General features: G+C 60.0%; 22 protein-coding genes. 10 read left to right on the forward strand and 12 right to left on the reverse strand.

All coding sequences use genetic code 11. The annotated features are described in order from the left end of the window. Nucleotides 1-16: 16 nt before the first annotated feature. Complete coding sequence (locus ACYYKW_RS15005; protein ID WP_464990462.1) at nt 17-1,243, reverse strand: winged helix-turn-helix domain-containing protein; 1,227 nt, start codon at nt 1,241-1,243, stop codon at nt 17-19. 64 nt (nt 1,244-1,307) lie between these two features. Next, entirely contained in the window at nt 1,308-1,529 is a 222-nt protein-coding gene (locus ACYYKW_RS15010; RefSeq protein ID WP_336356995.1) for a DUF1127 domain-containing protein, read from the reverse strand. Between the two features lie 97 nt (nt 1,530-1,626). Here ACYYKW_RS15010 and ACYYKW_RS15015 point away from each other — a divergent pair, with 97 nt between their 5' ends. Next, the gene (locus ACYYKW_RS15015) at nt 1,627-2,481 is read left to right on the forward strand and encodes a LysR substrate-binding domain-containing protein (protein ID WP_007908606.1); all 855 of its coding nucleotides are present in this window, start codon (nt 1,627-1,629) and stop codon (nt 2,479-2,481) included. Here ACYYKW_RS15015 and ACYYKW_RS15020 read toward each other — a convergent pair. Next, nucleotides 2,471-3,220 carry a sulfite exporter TauE/SafE family protein gene (locus ACYYKW_RS15020; protein ID WP_172833255.1) on the reverse strand — a complete coding sequence of 250 codons (750 nt, stop codon included), beginning with the start codon at nt 3,218-3,220 and terminating at the stop codon, nt 2,471-2,473. The two genes, ACYYKW_RS15015 and ACYYKW_RS15020, sit on opposite strands and share 11 nt — an antisense overlap. Before the next feature lie 106 nt (nt 3,221-3,326). Here ACYYKW_RS15020 and ACYYKW_RS15025 point away from each other — a divergent pair, with 106 nt between their 5' ends. The 4 genes from ACYYKW_RS15025 (at nt 3,327) to ACYYKW_RS15040 (ending at nt 6,610) form a co-directional block, all read left to right on the forward strand. Continuing rightward, nucleotides 3,327-4,283 carry a LysR family transcriptional regulator gene (locus ACYYKW_RS15025; RefSeq protein WP_090284953.1) on the forward strand — a complete coding sequence of 319 codons (957 nt, stop codon included), beginning with the start codon at nt 3,327-3,329 and terminating at the stop codon, nt 4,281-4,283. An 81-nt stretch (nt 4,284-4,364) separates the two neighbouring features. Then, nucleotides 4,365-4,820 (forward strand): MarR family winged helix-turn-helix transcriptional regulator, encoded by a 456-nt coding sequence (locus ACYYKW_RS15030; RefSeq protein WP_090284955.1) that lies wholly within the window; start codon nt 4,365-4,367, stop codon nt 4,818-4,820. 325 nt (nt 4,821-5,145) lie between these two features. Beyond that, complete coding sequence (locus ACYYKW_RS15035) at nt 5,146-5,565, forward strand: organic hydroperoxide resistance protein (RefSeq protein ID WP_034155242.1); 420 nt, start codon at nt 5,146-5,148, stop codon at nt 5,563-5,565. A 34-nt stretch (nt 5,566-5,599) separates the two neighbouring features. Continuing rightward, nucleotides 5,600-6,610, forward strand: coding sequence for an alpha/beta hydrolase (locus ACYYKW_RS15040; protein WP_093099695.1), 1,011 nt, complete (start codon nt 5,600-5,602; stop codon nt 6,608-6,610). A 185-nt stretch (nt 6,611-6,795) separates the two neighbouring features. Here the strand turns inward: ACYYKW_RS15040 and ACYYKW_RS15045 are convergent, their stop codons facing one another. Then, nucleotides 6,796-7,365 (reverse strand): elongation factor P, encoded by a 570-nt coding sequence (locus tag ACYYKW_RS15045; RefSeq protein WP_003226785.1) that lies wholly within the window; start codon nt 7,363-7,365, stop codon nt 6,796-6,798. 48 nt (nt 7,366-7,413) lie between these two features. Beyond that, on the reverse strand, nt 7,414-8,556 hold the full coding sequence (gene earP, locus ACYYKW_RS15050; RefSeq protein WP_336356412.1) for an elongation factor P maturation arginine rhamnosyltransferase EarP: 1,143 nt from the start codon (nt 8,554-8,556) through the stop codon (nt 7,414-7,416). Nucleotides 8,557-8,680: 124 nt separating this feature from the next. Here earP and ACYYKW_RS15055 point away from each other — a divergent pair, with 124 nt between their 5' ends. Continuing rightward, nucleotides 8,681-9,097: a hypothetical protein gene (locus tag ACYYKW_RS15055; RefSeq protein WP_090284962.1), complete on the forward strand. Its 417-nt coding sequence runs from the start codon at nt 8,681-8,683 to the stop codon at nt 9,095-9,097. Between the two features lie 2 nt (nt 9,098-9,099). Next, nucleotides 9,100-9,582, forward strand: a complete 483-nt coding sequence (locus ACYYKW_RS15060) for a GreA/GreB family elongation factor (protein ID WP_093099691.1) — start codon at nt 9,100-9,102, stop codon at nt 9,580-9,582. Nucleotides 9,583-9,591: 9 nt separating this feature from the next. On the opposite strand, the gene cysB is transcribed toward ACYYKW_RS15060, so the two are convergent. The 5 genes from cysB to ACYYKW_RS15085 form a co-directional block, all read right to left on the reverse strand. Next, nucleotides 9,592-10,566: an HTH-type transcriptional regulator CysB gene (gene cysB, locus ACYYKW_RS15065; RefSeq protein ID WP_003183769.1), complete on the reverse strand. Its 975-nt coding sequence runs from the start codon at nt 10,564-10,566 to the stop codon at nt 9,592-9,594. Nucleotides 10,567-10,678: 112 nt separating this feature from the next. Further along, a complete protein-coding gene (locus tag ACYYKW_RS15070; RefSeq protein ID WP_090284968.1) occupies nt 10,679-11,182 on the reverse strand; it encodes a universal stress protein in 504 nt (167 codons plus the stop codon). Between the two features lie 96 nt (nt 11,183-11,278). After that, nucleotides 11,279-12,184, reverse strand: a complete 906-nt coding sequence (locus tag ACYYKW_RS15075; RefSeq protein WP_090284970.1) for a 5'-nucleotidase — start codon at nt 12,182-12,184, stop codon at nt 11,279-11,281. A 21-nt stretch (nt 12,185-12,205) separates the two neighbouring features. Next, nucleotides 12,206-13,162: a putative 2-dehydropantoate 2-reductase gene (locus ACYYKW_RS15080; protein WP_464990463.1), complete on the reverse strand. Its 957-nt coding sequence runs from the start codon at nt 13,160-13,162 to the stop codon at nt 12,206-12,208. Next, the gene (locus tag ACYYKW_RS15085) at nt 13,159-13,545 is read right to left on the reverse strand and encodes a YbbN family protein (RefSeq protein ID WP_464990464.1); all 387 of its coding nucleotides are present in this window, start codon (nt 13,543-13,545) and stop codon (nt 13,159-13,161) included. The genes ACYYKW_RS15080 and ACYYKW_RS15085 overlap by 4 nt, the downstream gene beginning before the upstream one ends. Here ACYYKW_RS15085 and ACYYKW_RS15090 point away from each other — a divergent pair. After that, nucleotides 13,544-13,987 carry a PilZ domain-containing protein gene (locus ACYYKW_RS15090; RefSeq protein ID WP_093099685.1) on the forward strand — a complete coding sequence of 148 codons (444 nt, stop codon included), beginning with the start codon at nt 13,544-13,546 and terminating at the stop codon, nt 13,985-13,987. The two genes, ACYYKW_RS15085 and ACYYKW_RS15090, sit on opposite strands and share 2 nt — an antisense overlap. A gap of 129 nt (nt 13,988-14,116) precedes the next feature. Further along, nucleotides 14,117-15,193: a 3-deoxy-7-phosphoheptulonate synthase gene (locus ACYYKW_RS15095; RefSeq protein WP_090284978.1), complete on the forward strand. Its 1,077-nt coding sequence runs from the start codon at nt 14,117-14,119 to the stop codon at nt 15,191-15,193. Between the two features lie 60 nt (nt 15,194-15,253). Here the strand turns inward: ACYYKW_RS15095 and ACYYKW_RS15100 are convergent, their stop codons facing one another. Then, entirely contained in the window at nt 15,254-15,535 is a 282-nt protein-coding gene (locus ACYYKW_RS15100; RefSeq protein ID WP_090284980.1) for a GNAT family N-acetyltransferase, read from the reverse strand. 639 nt (nt 15,536-16,174) lie between these two features. On the opposite strand from ACYYKW_RS15100, the gene oprI reads away from it, so the two are divergent. Continuing rightward, nucleotides 16,175-16,426, forward strand: coding sequence for an outer membrane lipoprotei OprI (gene oprI / locus ACYYKW_RS15105; protein ID WP_003183784.1), 252 nt, complete (start codon nt 16,175-16,177; stop codon nt 16,424-16,426). A 124-nt stretch (nt 16,427-16,550) separates the two neighbouring features. Here oprI and ACYYKW_RS15110 read toward each other — a convergent pair whose 3' ends face one another. After that, the gene (locus tag ACYYKW_RS15110; protein ID WP_090284982.1) at nt 16,551-17,522 is read right to left on the reverse strand and encodes a L,D-transpeptidase family protein; all 972 of its coding nucleotides are present in this window, start codon (nt 17,520-17,522) and stop codon (nt 16,551-16,553) included. Nucleotides 17,523-17,631: the final 109 nt, after the last annotated feature.

The following is a 17,631-nucleotide window of genomic DNA, read 5'->3' on the forward strand; positions in this document are numbered from 1 at the left end:
TCGCGATGGCGTCAGTTCAGTCACAACCAATCTGTGCCAACGCAAGCCCGAGCCGCGCCGCACTCTCCCGCTGACAATTGAGCTGCACCCGCGCCAGTCCCAGCCAACTTGCCATCCTGCGCAAATTCGCCGCCAGCGCCAGCATCCCCTCCTCGTCCAGCCCGGCTTCTTCCTCGTGCACCGCATGCACCGCCAACTGCCCCGCTGCTCGCTCGGCGCGCAAATCGACCCGTGCAGCGATCCGCTCATTGTGCAAAAACGGCAACACGTAATAGCCGTAGACGCGCTTGGGTTGCGGCGTGTAAATCTCCAGTCGATAGCGGAAATCGAACAAGCGCTCGGTGCGGCTGCGTTCCCAGATCAGCGAATCGAACGGCGACAACAGCGCACTGGCGATAACCTTGCGCGGCACTGTGGGCTCCGGCAGGCAATAGGCAATCTGTCGCCAGTCGGCCACCTCGCACATCTGCAATTGCCCCGCCTCGACCAGCTCGGCCAGACGCGGCCGCGCATCCGTCGGGCTCAAGCGGAAATAATCACGCAAGTCTTTCTCCGTGCCGACGCCCAACGCCCCCGCCGCATGCAGCAACAGACCGCGTTGCGCTTCGGCCTCATCAGGCATCGGCTGCTGCAGGATCGCCGCAGGGATCACTCGCTCGGGCAAATCGTATAAACGCTCGAAACCGCGTCGGCCAGCCACTGTCACCTCACCGGCGGCGAACAACCATTCCAGCGCAAGTTTTTCAGCGCTCCAGTCCCACCACGGGCCGGCCTTGTCTTCGCGAGTTGACAAACTGCCAGCGCCCAAGGCGCCCTGCTCTTCTACCGATGCCAGCACGCGGCGAATCGTCTCTTGCTGCTCGCGGCCGAATGTCGCCAGTTGCTGATAAATGTCCTCGCCGCGCCGGGCCCGCTGCATGCGCCAGCCCAGCAACGGGTACATCGACAGCGGCAGCAGCGACGCTTCATGCCCCCAGTATTCAAACAACGTGCGCCGACGCCCCGAACTCCAGGCAGCCTGGTCGAGCAAGTCAAAGGAATAGGAACCGAGACGGGAAAACAACGGCAGGTAGTGCGAGCGCACCACGGCGTTGACGGAGTCGATTTGCAGCAGGCCCAGCCGTTCGATCAGCCGGTTGAGATGGTTCGCGTTGACGTTCGGCGGCTGGCGCCCGTTGAACCCTTGGGCAGCCAGCGCCAGACGTCGCGCCTGTTTGAGGGAAAAGGCCAGAGTCGCGGGCATGAAGATCTCCTTGTCTGCTCGCAACCTACCTCACCGAAAGTGGGTTTGTGTAGCACCGGGTTGATCATTTATGCATCGGATCATCCCAGAACGGCCGCACGGTTTCGTGCTCAACGTCGGCGCGGCTGACACCGATGTCCTTCAACGCTTCGTCACTCAGACTGGCGAGCAACTCGCGTTCACGGTGCAGTTCGTACCAGCGGCTAAACTTGTGCAGCAGATCGGAAACGATATGGCCGTGGCCGGACAGCTGCTCTTGGTTCACATACTCTCTTTGACCTTTCATCGTCTTGCCTCCCTTTGTGGATGACTCAAGTCTCGTCCCGACGCTAAGATCAATCCAACGAATGTTTCTGATGGCATGCATCACGGAGATTCATCAATTGTCCGCCTACCCCAGTATCGATACCGATGTCTTGCGCACCTTTGTGGCGATTGCCGATCAGGGCGGTTTCACCCGCGCCGGCGAGATGGTCAACCGCACGCAATCGGCCGTGAGCATGCAGATGAAGCGTCTGGAAGAAGACGTGCTGCAGCGCCAGTTGTTCGAGCGCGATGGCCGTCAGGTGCGCCTCACCGCCGAAGGCCAGGTATTGCTCGGCTATGCGCGGCGCATCCTCAAGTTGCACAGCGAAGTGTTCAACACTTTGCGCGAGCCGCACATGGTCGGCACCGTGCGCATCGGCACGCCGGATGATTACGTGATGCGTTTTCTGCCGGGGATTCTCTCGCGGTTTGCGCAGTTCTATCCGCTGATCCAGATCGAGGTGCATTGCGAGTCGACCAAACAGTTGCTGCAGCGCACCGATCTGGACTTGTCGATCGTCACCCGCGAGCCGGGTAACGAGATCGGCCAATTGTTGCGCAAGGAGCGTTTTGTCTGGGCCGAGGCGCAGAATTTCAGCGCCCACGAACAGACGCCGCTGCCGCTGGCGATGTTCAACAGTGATTGTTTCTGCCGTTTATGGGCGTGCAATGCGCTGGACGCCATGGGCCGCGAATACCGCATCGCCTATAACAGCACCAGCCTGTCGGCGTTGATGGCCGTTGTCAGCGCGGGCCTGGCGATCACCGCGCAACTGGAGAGTCTGATCACCCCGGACATGCGCATTCTCGGCGCCGCCGAAGACCTGCCACTACTGCCCGAGGCCAGCATCATGCTGATCCGCAATCTGAACAACCCATCGCCGATCACTGAATGTCTGGCCGAGCACATCGTCGAAGGCTTTAAACTTTAAACGCGAGCATCACCGCACACAGCACCAGGAAACCGCAGAACAGCCCGCGCAGAAGTTTTTCCGGCATCGCGTGGGCGACTTTCACGCCCCAACTGATGCTGGCCAGACCGCCAAGCGCCAGTGGCAAGCCGATCATCCAGTCGACTTCGTGGTGTACTGCGTAGGTCACCAGGGTTACGCCGGTGCTGGGCAGGGCCAGTGCCAGGGACAAACCCTGAGCGACCACTTGCGAGGTGCCGAACAGACTGGTCAGCACCGGCGTTGCCACCACCGCCCCGCCGACACCGAACAAACCGCCCATGGTCCCCGACGCGGCGCCGAGCACACCGAGCCACGGCCACGAGTAGCGCATTTCTGCGCTCACCGCGGGTTTCGGACCGAACATTTTCAACAGGTTGTACGCCGAAAGCGCCACCAGAAAAGCCACGAAACCGATGCGCATGGTTTGCGCGTCAATGCCTACCGCCCAGATCGAACCGAGCCAGGCAAAGCAGAAACCCATCAGCGCCAACGGCAGCGCATGGCGTAGCTCGATGCGATTGCGCTGGTGATAACGCCACAGCGCCAGCATTACGTTAGGCACCACCATTACCAGTGCCGTGCCTTGGGCGATCTGCTGATCGAGCCCGAACCACACACCGAGCAACGGAATGGCGATCAAGCCGCCGCCGATACCGAAAATGCCGCCGAGCGTGCCAAGCGCAGCGCCGAACAGCAGGTAAATCAGAAAATCCATCACAGCGCATTCCTCTTCGTCAGGCTTGCCATGCTACGCAGTCGCGGCTGGCGGGGAAACGCACAGCAGCGCACAATGGCTGTGCCGATTTCGCATAAGCGCCCGATCCATGAATCCCAATCAATTAACCGATCAGCTCGGACTGTTCCTCGACGTGCTGGAAAGCGGCAGTTTTTCCGCCGCCGCACGCCGCCATCCGCTAACACCCTCGGCGGTCGCACGGCGTATCGACAATCTCGAAAGCGCGGTGGGCAGTCAGCTGTTTGTGCGCAGCACCCACGCCGTGCGCGCGACGCCAGCCGGGCTGGCCTTTGCCGAGCGTGCACGGCGAATTGTCGCCGAGCTACAACTGGCCCGCGCCGAAGCGGTGTCTCTGAGCAGTGCGCCGGAAGGCTTGATCCGCATCGACGCGCCCGCCGCGTTCGGACGCCGACATCTGGCGCCGGTGCTCGCTGACTTTTTGTTGCTATACCCGGGCCTGGATGTGCAGTTGCATTTGATCGACAGCTTCATCGACATGGACGGCTCGAACCTGGGCAAAGTCGATCTCGTCCTGCGCGCCGGGCAACTGGCTGACACGCGTCTGGTCGCCACGCCACTGGCGAGCATCGTGCGCATCGCCTGCGCCAGCCCCGATTACCTGAAACGCCGTGGCGTGCCGAGCCATCCCGCGCAATTGAATGAACACGACGGGCTCGATTGGGACGGCCTCGCCCCGCCCTTCGCCTGGCGCTTTCAACTCGACGGGCAATTGCAGTTGCACCGTCCGGCGCGCATCCGTCTGAGCGCCAACAACGCCGAGGCCTTGGTCTGCGGCGCTTTGGCCGGACTGGGAATCGCCCATTTGCCGACCTGGCTGGCCAGCGAATACCTGCTGCGCGGCGAACTGCTGCCGCTGTTCTGCGACAACGGCTTGCCCGAGGCGGAATCCGCCGGCATCTACGCCTTGCGCATGGGCCAACAGACCCATTCGCGCAGCCGCTTGCTACTGGAATATCTGAAAAGCCGCTTCAGCCCTGTTCCTCCGTGGGATCTGGCGTTGCAACGGGATCTGGGCCGGCACTAGGCTCAAGCTACAGGGAAAATTATCTGGCGCATGAAAGATTCGAGCGCTAGATTCATTGCATCACTGAACAAGGCTTGCACCATGACTTCCGAACGCGACACCTGCGACGACCTGCTGCTGGCTAACCAGGCCTGCTTCGCCCTGCACTCCACTTCGCTGATGATGACCAAGGTCTACAAGCCGCTGCTGCAAGCGCTGAACCTGACCTACCCGCAGTACCTGGCGATGATGGTGTTGTGGGAACAGGATGGTTTGACGGTCGGAGAAATCAGCACGCGCCTGCTCACCGATCCGGGCTCGCTGACGCCACTGCTCAAGCGTCTGGAAGCGGAAGGCTTGCTTAGCCGCACACGCAGTCGCGAGGATGAGCGGGTGGTCATCGTCGAATTGACCGAACAAGGTCGCGCCCTGCGCGATAAGGCGCAAAGCATTCCCCAGTGCATTCTTGGCGCCAGCGGCTTTACCCTTGAGCGCCTGCAGAAACTGCAAGCGGAATTGCAAGCGCTGCGCGGGCATTTGCAAGACAGCCTGATTTAAGCCCCCCGTCCCCCTGTAGGAGTGAGCCTGCTCGCGATAGCGGTGAGTCAGAAACACATGTGCTGACTGACCCAGCGCTATCGCGAGCAGGCTCACTCCTACATTTGATCTCCTTCGCCTGAAAAATATTCTCAGCTTTCAAGATCCCCGCTGTCCCTTCTATTTCAATGCTCTCCAGCTGATTGATCATTCGAAAAGCACGCTCGGCAAAACTTTTTTGAAAATTTATCTTGCGCGCTAAACATTAGCACTATACATTCGCCTCACACCTACTTAGCGCGCAAACAATTAGCGCACAAAACCACAACCCAACGAGGCTCACACCATGCAAACTCTCTACACCGCAATCGCAACCTCCACTGGCGGCCGTGACGGTCGTGCGATCTCCAGCGACAACATCCTCGACGTCAAACTCGCCACGCCAAAAGAACTCGGCGGTGCTGGCGGTGCGGCGACCAACCCTGAGCAACTGTTCGCTGCCGGCTACTCGGCCTGCTTCATCGGCGCGCTGAAATTCGTTGCCAGCCAGACCAAACGCAAGATCCCCGATGACGCCTCGATCACCGCCCACGTCGGTATCGGTCAGATCCCCGGTGGCTTCGGTCTGGACATTGACCTGCACATCAGCCTGCCAGGTCTGGAACAAGCCGATGCGCAAAGCCTGGTCGACGCCGCTCACCAGGTCTGCCCGTACTCCAACGCCACCCGCGGCAACGTCGACGTCCGTCTGCACGTGACCGTGTAATCACTGAGCCCCGGCCCGAACAAGGAAATTGAATATGAACACTTTCAGCAAAGTCTTGACCGGTACCCTTCTCGCCCTGTCCGTGCACAGCGCCTTCGCCGGTGATGTCGAGCACAACACCCAGGCGTTTCTCGATGTGCTGAATGCCGGCAGCGGCAAGCCGATCGAGCAGCTGTCGCCCAAGGACGCTCGCGCCGTGCTGGTCGGCGCGCAGTCCGGGGTCAAACTGACATTGCCAAAAGCCGATGTCAGCGAGAAGACCATCCAGGTCGATGGCCAACCGTTGAGCCTGACCATCGTCCGGCCGGCCGGGGTCAAGGGCGAGCTGCCAGTGTTCATGTTCTTCCACGGTGGCGGCTGGGTGCTCGGGGATTTCCCGACCCACGAACGGCTGGTCCGCGATCTGGTGGCCGGTTCGGGTGCGGCGGCGGTATTCGTCAACTACACCCCTTCGCCGGAAGCGCATTATCCGGTGGCGATCAACCAGGCCTACGCCGCGACCAAATGGGTGGCGGAACACGGCAAGGAGATCAACGTCGATGGCAAACGTCTGGCCGTGGCCGGCAACAGCGTCGGCGGCAACATGGCCGCAGTGGTTGCGCTGATGGCCAAAGACAAGGGCACCCCGGCGATCAGATTCCAGGCGCTGCTGTGGCCGGTGACTGATGCCAACTTCGATACCGGGTCCTACAACCAGTATGCCGAGGGGCATTTCCTCACCCGCAACATGATGAAGTGGTTCTGGGACAACTACACCACTGACGCCAGGCAGCGTAACGAGATCTACGCTTCACCGCTGCGCGCTACCACTGCGCAACTGAAAGGTCTGCCGCCAGCACTGGTGCAAACCGCCAGCGCCGATGTACTGCGCGATGAAGGCGAAGCGTATGCGCGCAAACTCGACGAAGCCGGTGTGCCGGTGACGTCGGTGCGTTACAACGGCATGATTCACGATTACGGTTTGCTCAACGTGGTCAGCCAGGTGCCGGCGGTGCGTTCGGCGATGTTGCAGGCTTCGCAAGAGCTGAAGGAACATCTGAAATAAACCCATCCCACCTGTAGGAGTGAGCCTGCTCGCGATAGCGGTGTATCAGTCGATGAACATGTCGACTGGTCTGACGCCATCGCGAGCAGGCTCACTCCTACAAGGACTGGTGGTGATGGCTGAATTGCAGGCACAAAAAAACCCGACTCAATGGTCGGGTTTTTTCTTTCCGTAAAAAGCAGTGCTTATTTCGCACGGCCTTTGTAGGAACCGCCTTCGCGGGTGTCGATTTCGATCATGTCGCCGATTTCGATGAAGTCAGCAACCGACAGCTCGGTACCGTTCTTCAGTTTGGCAGGCTTCATCACCTTGCCGGAAGTATCACCGCGAGCGGAGCCTTCGGTGTAGTCAACCTGACGCACGATGGTGGTCGGCAGTTCTACGGAAACCAGACGCTCTTCGAAGAACACGGCTTCGCAAACGTCGGTCATGCCTTCTTCAACGAAAGGCAGAACGCTTTCGATGTCTTCGGCGTTCAGCTCGTACATGGTGTAGTCAGTGGTGTCCATGAACGTGTAAGTGTCACCGCTGATGAACGACAGGGTGGCTTCTTTACGATCCAGGATCACGTCGTCCAGCTTGTCGTCCGCACCGTAAACGGTTTCGGTCTTGTAACCGGTCAGCAGGTTCTTCAGCTTGGTCTTCATGATCGCGCTGTTACGGCCCGACTTGGTGAATTCAGCTTTCTGAACCAGCCAAGGATCGTTGTCGATACGGATCACGGTACCGGGTTTGAGTTCTTTACCAGTTTTCATTGCGAATATCCGAATTTGGATGGGATTTACAAAAATCTAGGCCGCGTATCATATCCAATTTAGGTAAAACTGTACCAGCGCCGTGGCGAGATCCGCCTGCAAGCCCTGTTCCAGACACCACGCTTCGGCATTATCCTGCAGTTCTGGCCAGTGTTTGCAGGCCGCGAGCCAGTGCTCGCCGATCGGCTGGCCGGCACTCCAGGCGCGCCACAGACCGTTCATCGCCTCGGCAGCCGCTGGCGAAAGGCGTTTGGTGTAAAGCGCGAGAAAGGCGTCGAGCTTGTCCAGATGGATGTCTTCGTCCTGCTGATAGATGTGCCAGAGCATCGGTCGCCCCGCCCATTGCGCACGCACGAACGAGTCCTCACCGCGCACTGCGTTGAAATCGCAGCACCAGAGCAAATGGTCGTATTGATCCTGACGGACGAACGGCAGCACCTGCACGGTAAGCGACTGACGTTGATGAATGGCGCCGACCGTCAGCGTCTCCACCTCCAGCCAACGCGCAACATCGCCGAGAATCCGCCCTTCCGGCACCAGCAGATGGGTCGGCGTATCCGCCGCAGCCAGTACGTCGAGCCAACTGGCCAGCCCGGCGTTCTCGTAGGCAAACAGCGAAATCAGTTGTGCATCAGGTGCGCGCTCGATGCCCAACCCTTGCAGAAATTGTCGCTGCGCCGCGGCATCCTGTTGAAACTGCCGACGCTGCTCAAGCAAGCCGCGCTCGCGCAACAGTCCGCCGGTGCCTGGCTGAAAACCGGGAAAGAAGAAAATCTTCTGCACCGATTTGTATTTGACCGAGGGCAATCCATGACAGCCGACGACCCAGTCTTCGGCGCTGAGATAATCGAGGTTCATCCACAGCGGCGGGCGTTCACGCGCGGACATGGCGTCCATGTAATCGTTGGGCAAATTGCAGGCGAACGCGGCGATCACGACGTCAGCGGCGTCCGTGTGAACCCACTCGACGGGCCAGTGCCGCACCTCGACGCCCTGCTGATATTGCTGCGCAGCGTCGATATCGATCGCTGGGCAGATACGTTCGAACGCGCGCAGATCGTCCACCCAAAGGCGCACTGTCAGTGAATGCTCGGCAACCAGTTGCCGGGCCAGGCGCCAGGTCACGCCAATATCGCCGAAGTTGTCGACGACGGTGCAGAAAATATCCCAGCGGGTGTTCGTTTCAGTCATTCAAGGCTCCCGTTGGCAAAAGCGCCGATTGTCCGCATAAATACCCTCGCGCAGAAGAGCCGACGCCGATTAATCTTCGTGCGACAATCGCCACTTGCCCGCATTCATCCGCCAGGAGGCAGCCATGCCCTACCGTCCCCGTTCGCGTCGCCCCTTGCCTGTTCAGCTTAGCGCCCTGCATCTGATCGGCAGCATCGCCCTGGGCATGTGGCTGGGCTTTCTCGCCATCGCTCTGACCTGCTGGCTGCTTTCGCGGTTCATCTTTGCCGAGCAACTGGCGCCCGTCGCCCAAGCGGTGCAGCAGATCGCCAACCCGCCCCCGCCTGCGCCCGTGCAAGCCCAGCCGGACATCCCATCGCAGAGCCCACTGTTCGAGCAGTACGAAGAAAACCTGCGCAAGAACGAACAGCAGGCTCGACTGGATCAGGCGCGCGCCAGTTCGCGCAACGCGTCCAACCCCAAATGCCAGTTCTGGCTGCAGCAGGACCAGACCGCACCCAGCGAAAAAAGCCGCGCCAACGTTTTGCAGTTCTGCGATTGATCATGAACAAACACACTGTCCATCAATTGATTCTCGACAAACTGCGCATCGACCTCGACATCGCAGAACGCGCCGCGCAGACCGCGTACGAAACCGCGACCCACGAAGAGAACATCGCCGAAAACAAGTACGACACCCTGGGTCTCGAGGCGTCGTATCTGGCGGCCGGTCAGGCGAAACGGGTCGAGGAGATTCGTCAGTCGCTGGCGCTGTGCCAGAACCTTACGTTGCGTGCCTACGATGAACAGCGTGGCATCGAGATCGGTGCCCTGCTCGGCCTGGAAGATGAAAGAGGGCGCGAGCAATGGCTGTTCCTGGCCCCGGACGCGGCCGGTCTGAAAGTCGACGTGGTCGGTCAGCCGATCACTGTCATCACCCCGCGCTCACCGCTGGGCAAAAGCCTGCTGGGCAAGTTCGAGGGTGATGAGGTGGAGATTCTGGTGGCGGGCACCCGGCAACAGTTCGCTGTCACCGAGGTGCTTTGAAACAGCGGATCAGTGCACCGGCAATTCGACGCCGTCGAACAGTTCTTCCAGTTCCTGTTTGTTGTGGCACTGAATGGCCTTGGCCATGACTTCGCGGGTCAGGTGCGGGGCGAATTTCTCGATGAAGTCGCACATGAAACCCCGCAGGAACGTGCCGCGACGGAAACCGATCTTGGTTACGCTCGATTCGAACAGCTCGCTGGCGTCCAGCACCACCAGATCGTTATCGAGTTTGGTGTCGACCGCCATTTTCGCCACGATGCCCACGCCCAGCCCCAGACGCACGTAGGTCTTGATCACGTCGGCGTCGGCCGCGGTGAACACCACTTTCGGCGTCAGCCCGCGATGGCTGAAGGCTTCGTCGAGTTTCGAACGACCGGTGAAACCGAACACGTACGTCACGATCGGGTATTCGGCGAGGGCTTCCAGCGTCAGCTTCGGCAGCTTGGTCAGCGGGTGGCCCTGGGGCACGACCACGCAACGGTTCCAGCGGTAGCACGGCATCATCACCAGATCGCCGAACAGCTCCAGCGCTTCGGTGGCAATGGCGAAATCGACGGTGCCATCAGCGGCCATTTCAGCGATCTGCATCGGCGAGCCCTGATGCATGTGCAGGGCCACGTCGGGATATTGCTTGATGAAATTGCTGATCACCGGTGGCAGCGCATAACGGGCCTGGGTGTGCGTGGTGGCGATCGACAGCGTGCCCTTCTTCTCGTTGGAGAATTCCTGGGCAATCTGCTTGATGCTCTCGACCTTGCGCAGAATCTCGCCAGCGGTGGTGATGATGCGCTCGCCAGCCGGGGTGACGCGGGTCAGGTGTTTGCCGCTGCGGGCAAACACTTCGACGCCCAGTTCGTCTTCCAGCAGACGGATTTGCTTACTGATGCCCGGTTGCGAGGTGTAAAGGCTTTGGGCTGTAGCGGAAACGTTGAGGTCGTGGTGCGCCACTTCCCAGATGTAGCGCAGTTGTTGAAGCTTCATATCAATCCCTCAAAGCAGAAAGACGCCACGGGCATCAGCGACGGTATATAACTATATTAATGGTTTGAAGAATAAATCTAGAACTTTTTCATCGAAGCGCCATTATTTTGCCTCAGCGATCCTCGCGCCGCCGACGCTCGACCAACGGCACCAGATAAACCGGCACCTTGGCCAATTGCAGGACTCGCGCAGCCGTGCGCCCCAACGGTGTCTCCGCGCCGACCCCGTGGCTGTGACTGCCTACGATCAGCAGATCGACAGAGAGTTTCTGCACCTGGTCGAGAATCACCTGCGACGGATCGCCCTGCAGTACACGCACCGCACGTATGCGCTGCAAGTCCAGTTCGCCATCGTCGCCGAGTTCTTCGCGAAAGCTCTCCAGCACGCGCTGCTCGATATTGGCGATGACTGTTTTCAGACCCTGGCTGTGGAATTCGTTCAATGCCTGCTCGTCGAGATAACTCTGCAACACCGATTCAGCGAACAGTCCCATCGGCTCCACCGCGTGCACCACGTACAGATCGGCATTGAAGGTGCGCGCCAACGCCAAGGCATGCTGCATCACGAACGGGGCGTACAGACCGAGGTCAGTGGCATACAGCATCGAACGAATCATATGACCTCCTCGCAAGCCAACATGGCGGAGATTGATTCAGCTTAGCAGTGCCTTGACGAGTACGACGGGCGAGGCAACGTCTTGAGTCAAAGGGCTTTAAATCGACGGTTCGTTGCTGATGCCGTGGGGCACGTGACCGGTGGCGACCACCTCACGGGCCAGCTCGCAATGCCCGGTCTGATCGTCGAAGAACACATCGGCGGCGAAGGCTTCGAGGAATGCCGACTTGGTCAGACCGCCGAGAAACAGCGATTCATCGAGACGGATGTCCCACTCGCGCAAGGTGCGGATGACCCGCTCGTGGGCCGGCGCCGATCGCGCGGTGACCAGCGCGGTGCGGATCGGGCAGTCATCGTCGGGAAACTCGCGCTGGAGCAGATTGAGCGCCGCGAGAAAGCCCTTGAACGGGCCGCCGCGCAACGGCTCGCGCGCCGACTCGCGTTCCTTGGCCTGAAACGCTGCGAGGCCGCCGGACTGATAAATGCGCTCCGACTCGTCAGAAAAAATCACCGCGTCGCCGTCGAAGGCGATGCGCAATTCGTCGCTGGCAGCACGGCTGGCGCCACCGGACAGAATCGTTGCCGCGGCAAACCCGGCGTCCAGCGCCGCGCGCACATCCTCGGCATGGGTGGACAGAAACAGATCGCAGCCAAAGGCTTTCAGATAAGGATAAGGACTGCGCCCGCCGACAAACGCCGCGCGGGAAATCGCCAGACCGTAATGATGGATCGAATTGAACACACGCAGCCCGGTGTCGGCGCTGTTGCGCGAGACCAGAATCACTTCGACCCGGGCGCGGCCGAGGCGGCTGTTCAGGCTCAGCAGTTTTTCTACCAGCGGGAAGGCATCGCCTGGCGCGAGAATCTCGTCTTCGTGTTCGATCTGGTATTGCCGATAGGCCTCGACGCCACTCGACAGGTAGACCTTGTGGCTTTCGCTCAGGTCGAACAAGGCGCGCGACGAAATCGCCAGCACCAGTTTGTCATCGATGTTGTTGGCCATGTTTTCCCCCAGAGCGACCGGTTAAAGGTTGCGTCGGTCGATAAATCCTAAAGTGCGGTACAGCGATTCGATGCGTGGAAGTTCGCAGCCTGCCGCTTTCGCGGCTGCCAATGGCCGAGCATAGATCGCTTCCAGCTCCAGCGGCCGCTTGTGCAAAAAGTCGTGATACATGCTCGGCCAGTAGTCGGGCATTTTCTCGGTCATCATAAACAGGTAATCAGCGTAGCCCGGCGGCACGTCGTGGCCGCAGGACTTGGCGCCCTGCACCACTTCGGCCATCAGCGTCTGGATCAACGCGCGGCTGTCGGCATCGGCCATCAGCGCGCTGGTACCGGCGCCGAGCAACACCGAGAGCCCGTTGTAGGGAATGTTCCACACCAGTTTCTGCCAGCGCGCCTGATGCAGATTGGGCATCGCCTGGGAATCGATCCCGGCAGAACGGAACAGTCCGGCGCCCTCCTCGACCATCGCCATGCGTGTCACCTGATCGATGGCCGGGCCGCTGTGATAACCGATGTTCACCGCGCCCAAGGCTTGATGAGTAATCACGCCGGGGCCTTCGCGATGGACGCAGATCAGGCACAAGCCGCCCAGCAGATGCAGGGAATCGGGAAGCAATGGGCGCAAGCTGTCTTCGACGTCGAGGCCGTTCTGCAGCAACAGCACTTTTGCGTCGGGCTTGGCCGCCTCGATAATCGCCGGCGCCAGGTCGGCGTTGCTGGTGGTTTTGGCGCCGACCAGCAGCCAGTCGCATTTGGGCATGTCGGCGGCCGCGCAGTAGGCCTGCGCCGAGTTTAGCGTCAGCGGGCCATGCACGGCGCTGTTGACCTGCAAGCCGCGTTCGGCCACGGCCGAAAACTCGCTGCGCAATAGAAAGTGCACATCGAAACCGGCGCGCGCCAGCATCACCCCATAAAAACCACCAATCGCCCCGGTGCCGATAATCCCCACCACGGGTTTTTGCACTGCCCCCATCACGGCAACTCCTCTGCAGTTCGATTCAGCGCCTGCGCCAGTGCGGCGTTGAGCGCATCGGCAGTCAGGCGCGTGTGCAACGCGCCAAAGAACTCGCCGTCGCGCACCACAAAGAGTGCCGGCAAATGAAACACCTGATAACGCTCGACCAGTCCGCCGTTGTCGCCGGCATCGATCCAGCACAGCCGGTCCACTGCCAGTGGCAGCCCCGGCAACACTTCGCGGGCATAGCGGCAACTGGCGCAACCGACACTGGTGAACATCACCAGGGAAACGCCGCTCATCGTCAACAGGCGCTGGTCGGCGTCGAAATCGGTCAGTTCGGATTCGACCACTATACTGGGGGAAACAATGTCAGATGGCCGACACAGGGAGTCTGTGCTCATGGGACGTTTCATTCCTCATCCGGACGAAGTGCCGGTTGAATTGACGTTGCTCAAGCCTGAATGCATTTCCAGACAACAGCTGCACACTATCAGCCTCGGCGGCATCGCTTGCAATTACCACCGCGCCTGGCGCCATGGCACGGCCCTGCAGGTGCGGATGCCAAGCGTGAATGCCGAGCTGTGTTACCCGGGCTATGTGGCGTGGTGTCTGCGGCGCAAGAAAGGTTATCTGCTGGGCATAGCCTTCACCGATGAGCAGACGCTGTTCAGTGCGCGAATGGGTGAGCAAGTGTGTCAGATCGAGCGCTTCTACCGGATGAAAAACAGCCACGACGATCTGCAGGATATTCAGGCGCTGGCCCTGCAATGGGTCGAGCAGCACGCCGACGAGTTCTCCCACGACACCGTGCGTAAGGCTTTTATGCCGCCGACATTGGACTAAAGCGCCGTTTGCCCATTGTCGAGCAGCGTCCGACGCGCTAAGGTTCGGCTCCCCCGACGCGCTAAATCTGCTGTGCCCCGCCGCGCGGGGATCGCTGGCGGCCGGCACCCGTGACCTGACGAGTAAACGATGGCTGATTTACCGATCAACGACCTGAACGTCGCCTCTAACGAGACCCTGATCACTCCCGATCAGCTCAAGCGTGATATCCCTCTGAGCGACGCCGCCCTGCGCACCGTCACCAAGGGCCGCGAAGTCATTCGCAACATTCTTGACGGCACCGACCACCGTCTGTTCGTCGTGATCGGCCCGTGCTCGATCCACGACATCAAGGCCGCCCACGAATACGCCGATCGCCTCAAGGTGCTGGCCGAAGAAGTATCCGACACCCTGTACCTGGTCATGCGCGTGTACTTCGAGAAGCCGCGCACCACTGTTGGCTGGAAAGGCCTGATCAACGATCCCTATCTGGATGACTCGTTCAAGATCCAGGACGGTCTGCACATCGGGCGCCAGTTGCTGCTCGACCTGGCCGAGAAAGGCCTGCCGACCGCCACCGAAGCCCTCGACCCGATCTCGCCGCAGTACTTGCAGGACCTGATCAGCTGGTCGGCGATCGGTGCTCGTACCACCGAATCGCAGACCCACCGGGAAATGGCTTCCGGCCTGTCTTCGGCCGTCGGTTTCAAGAACGGCACCGATGGCGGCCTGACCGTGGCGATCAACGCCTTGCAGTCAGTGTCGAGCCCGCACCGCTTCCTCGGTATCAACCAGGAAGGTGGCGTGTCGATCGTCACCACCAAAGGCAACGCCTACGGTCACGTGGTGCTGCGCGGTGGTAACGGCAAGCCGAACTACGATTCGGTCAGCGTCGCCCTGTGCGAGCAGGCGCTGAACAAGGCGAAGATCAAGCCGAACATCATGGTCGATTGCAGCCACGCCAACTCCAACAAGGACCCGGCCCTGCAACCGCTGGTGATGGAAAACGTCGCCAACCAGATTCTCGAAGGCAACCAGTCGATCATCGGTCTGATGGTCGAGAGCCATCTGAACTGGGGCTGCCAGGCGATCCCGAAAGACCTCGCCGATCTGCAATACGGCGTGTCGATCACCGACGCGTGCATCGATTGGTCCGCCACCGAGACTACCCTGCGCAGCATGCACGCCAAGCTCAAGGACGTGTTGCCGAAACGTCAGCGCACCTGATCGACGTTTTGCAGGCATAAAAAAACGCCGGGCATTGCCCGGCGTTTTTGTGTGTGCGATTCAGATCTTCGCGGCGCGGCGCTGGTGACGTTCCATGTAGCGCTCGACGTACGAGCACGACGGGATCACCGTGTAGCCCATTTCTTCAGCGTACTTCAACGCACTTTCGGTCAGCGCGGCAGCAATGCCTCGGCCACGCAGGGCGTTGGGCACGAACGTGCGGTAGATATCCAGGGTCTGTTTCCCCAGATCCATATAGGTCAGGTAGGCACGATGACCGTCCACATTGGTCTCGAACTGATGACCAGCCTGGTCATGGTGGATGGACAACGCCTCGCTCATCACTACTCCTCGCGGGTCTTGGATTGTGACCCCTACCTTACCGATGTTTTCCCGGCGAAGGAACATCTACGCCACCCCGTGCCTGACGGACACCGAGAAGAGCCACACCGATCTCGCGCACCCTGACACCTGATAAATAGTAGGCACCATTGGTGGGAATGCTCAAGATGCGCTCGTCATTGAGCGCGTTGCGCGGGGTGGCGCCCGGAGGACGCAGGACAGTCTCGGAAGAAGATCTTCGCGGGCCGCTCAGCTGAACATTGCCGGTTGTTGAGACTTGAGACGTGCAACCTTTTATAAAGTCACCTGAACATCAAAAAGATACGCCAAGCGGCTCACAGAAACGGAACAAAAGTATGGACGAATTCATTTAGACAGACTTTAGCCGAAGACGCGAAAAGAGCATCACGGGCAGGGAACTTTTCGCGATCAAGTCGCTCGGGGCGGGGCTTGTAGCTGGATGTTTTTTATACAGCGCAGTTAAAAGTTGCTCGAAAAAGAATCAACGCCTACAATTTTTTTTGCTTCTTGCGCTACGTCAGTTTACTTACTACAAGTAATGGGTAGTATGTACGCCGGCTATTTCCTCAATCGTGAGGAGACAGCTACTTAATTTGAAAGTCCTTGAAGGGGAACACGATGAACAACGTTCTGAAATTCTCTGCTCTGGCTCTGGCCGCAGTTCTGGCTACCGGTTGCAGCAGCGCATCGAAAGAAACCGAAGCACGTCTGACCGCTACTGAAGACGCAGCTGCTCGCTCCCAGGCTCGTGCAGACGAAGCTTACCGTAAAGCTGATGAAGCTCTGGCTGCTGCTCAAAAAGCACAACAGACTGCTGACGAAGCTAACGAGCGTGCTCTGCGCATGCTGGAAAAAGCTAGCCGCAAGTAATAATCCCTCGGGATTGTTATCGAGCCGACCCATTTTTTGGGTCGGCTTTTTTGTGCCCGCTGCTTTTGTCCGGGCAATAAAAACCCGCCGACGCGGTACGCATCGGCGGGTTGCCGAGCAGAGCTTATTGCAGGTCGATCGGTGTGCTGGTAACCATCGGCGCCGGGGCGTTGGTCGGCGTAGCGATCTCCACTGGCAGGCCATCTTCTGCCGCGACTACGTCACGTACCACATCCCAGTCCATGCGCAGGTTGCTGGTGATGTCTTCACGCTTGAGCATCGCGTTGATCACCGCGGTGTGCTTGTCGACCACCGACGGGTTGCCCTTGTCGTCCAGTGGCGTGTGCGCCTCCAGATAGACCTTGCCGCCACTGCGGCCGAATTTGTACGGGTCGTTGATGATCCGTACCGACGTACCGACCGGCACCATGCCAGCCATTTCCAGCACGTTGTTGTTGAACATGCGGAAGCAGCCGTGGCTGGTGCGCATGCCGATACCGAATTTCTTGTTGGAACCGTGAATCAGATAACCCGGCGTGCCGAGGGTGAACTTGAACGGCCCCAGCGGGTTGTCCGGGCCGGCCGGCACTACGTTGGGCAGCGGATCACCATCAGCGGCGTGCTCGGCCTTGATCGAAGCCGGCGGCGTCCAGGTCGGATTCGGCGTCTTGGCAATGATTGAAGTATGCGCGATCGGCGAGCCCCAGCCTTCCCGGCCGATACCCAGCGGGAACGTGTAAACCACGTCGCGACCTTTCGGGTAGTAATAGAGACGGTATTCGGCGAGGTTGATGACGATGCCTTCGCGCGGGCCCGGGGGCAGGATGAAACGCGTTGGCAAAACGATCTCGGTGCCGGCGCCCGGCAGCCAGGCGTCGATGCCCGGGTTGGCCGCGACCATTTCCGAATAGCCCAGATCGTAGGTGGTGCCCAGATCGGCAAACGTATCTTCGTACTTGGCCTTGATCACCTGCACCTGGCCGACGATGTCTTCGCCGGGCGGTGGCAGGGGAAGCTCCAATGCAGCAACGGGACCGGCCACACACAGGGCGGCAAGTGACAGGCAGCGGGTGACGGCAGGAAAGCGCGGCAACATCCGGAAAATCCTTCGCATGATCATCAAGGGTATAAGCGCGCGATTGTACACCGCGGCACGGGAATTCGGGGAGGTAGCGCCGCTATAGGCGACAGGGTGCGTTCAGGGT

It is taken from the genome of Pseudomonas sp. 15C, from assembly GCF_055484735.1.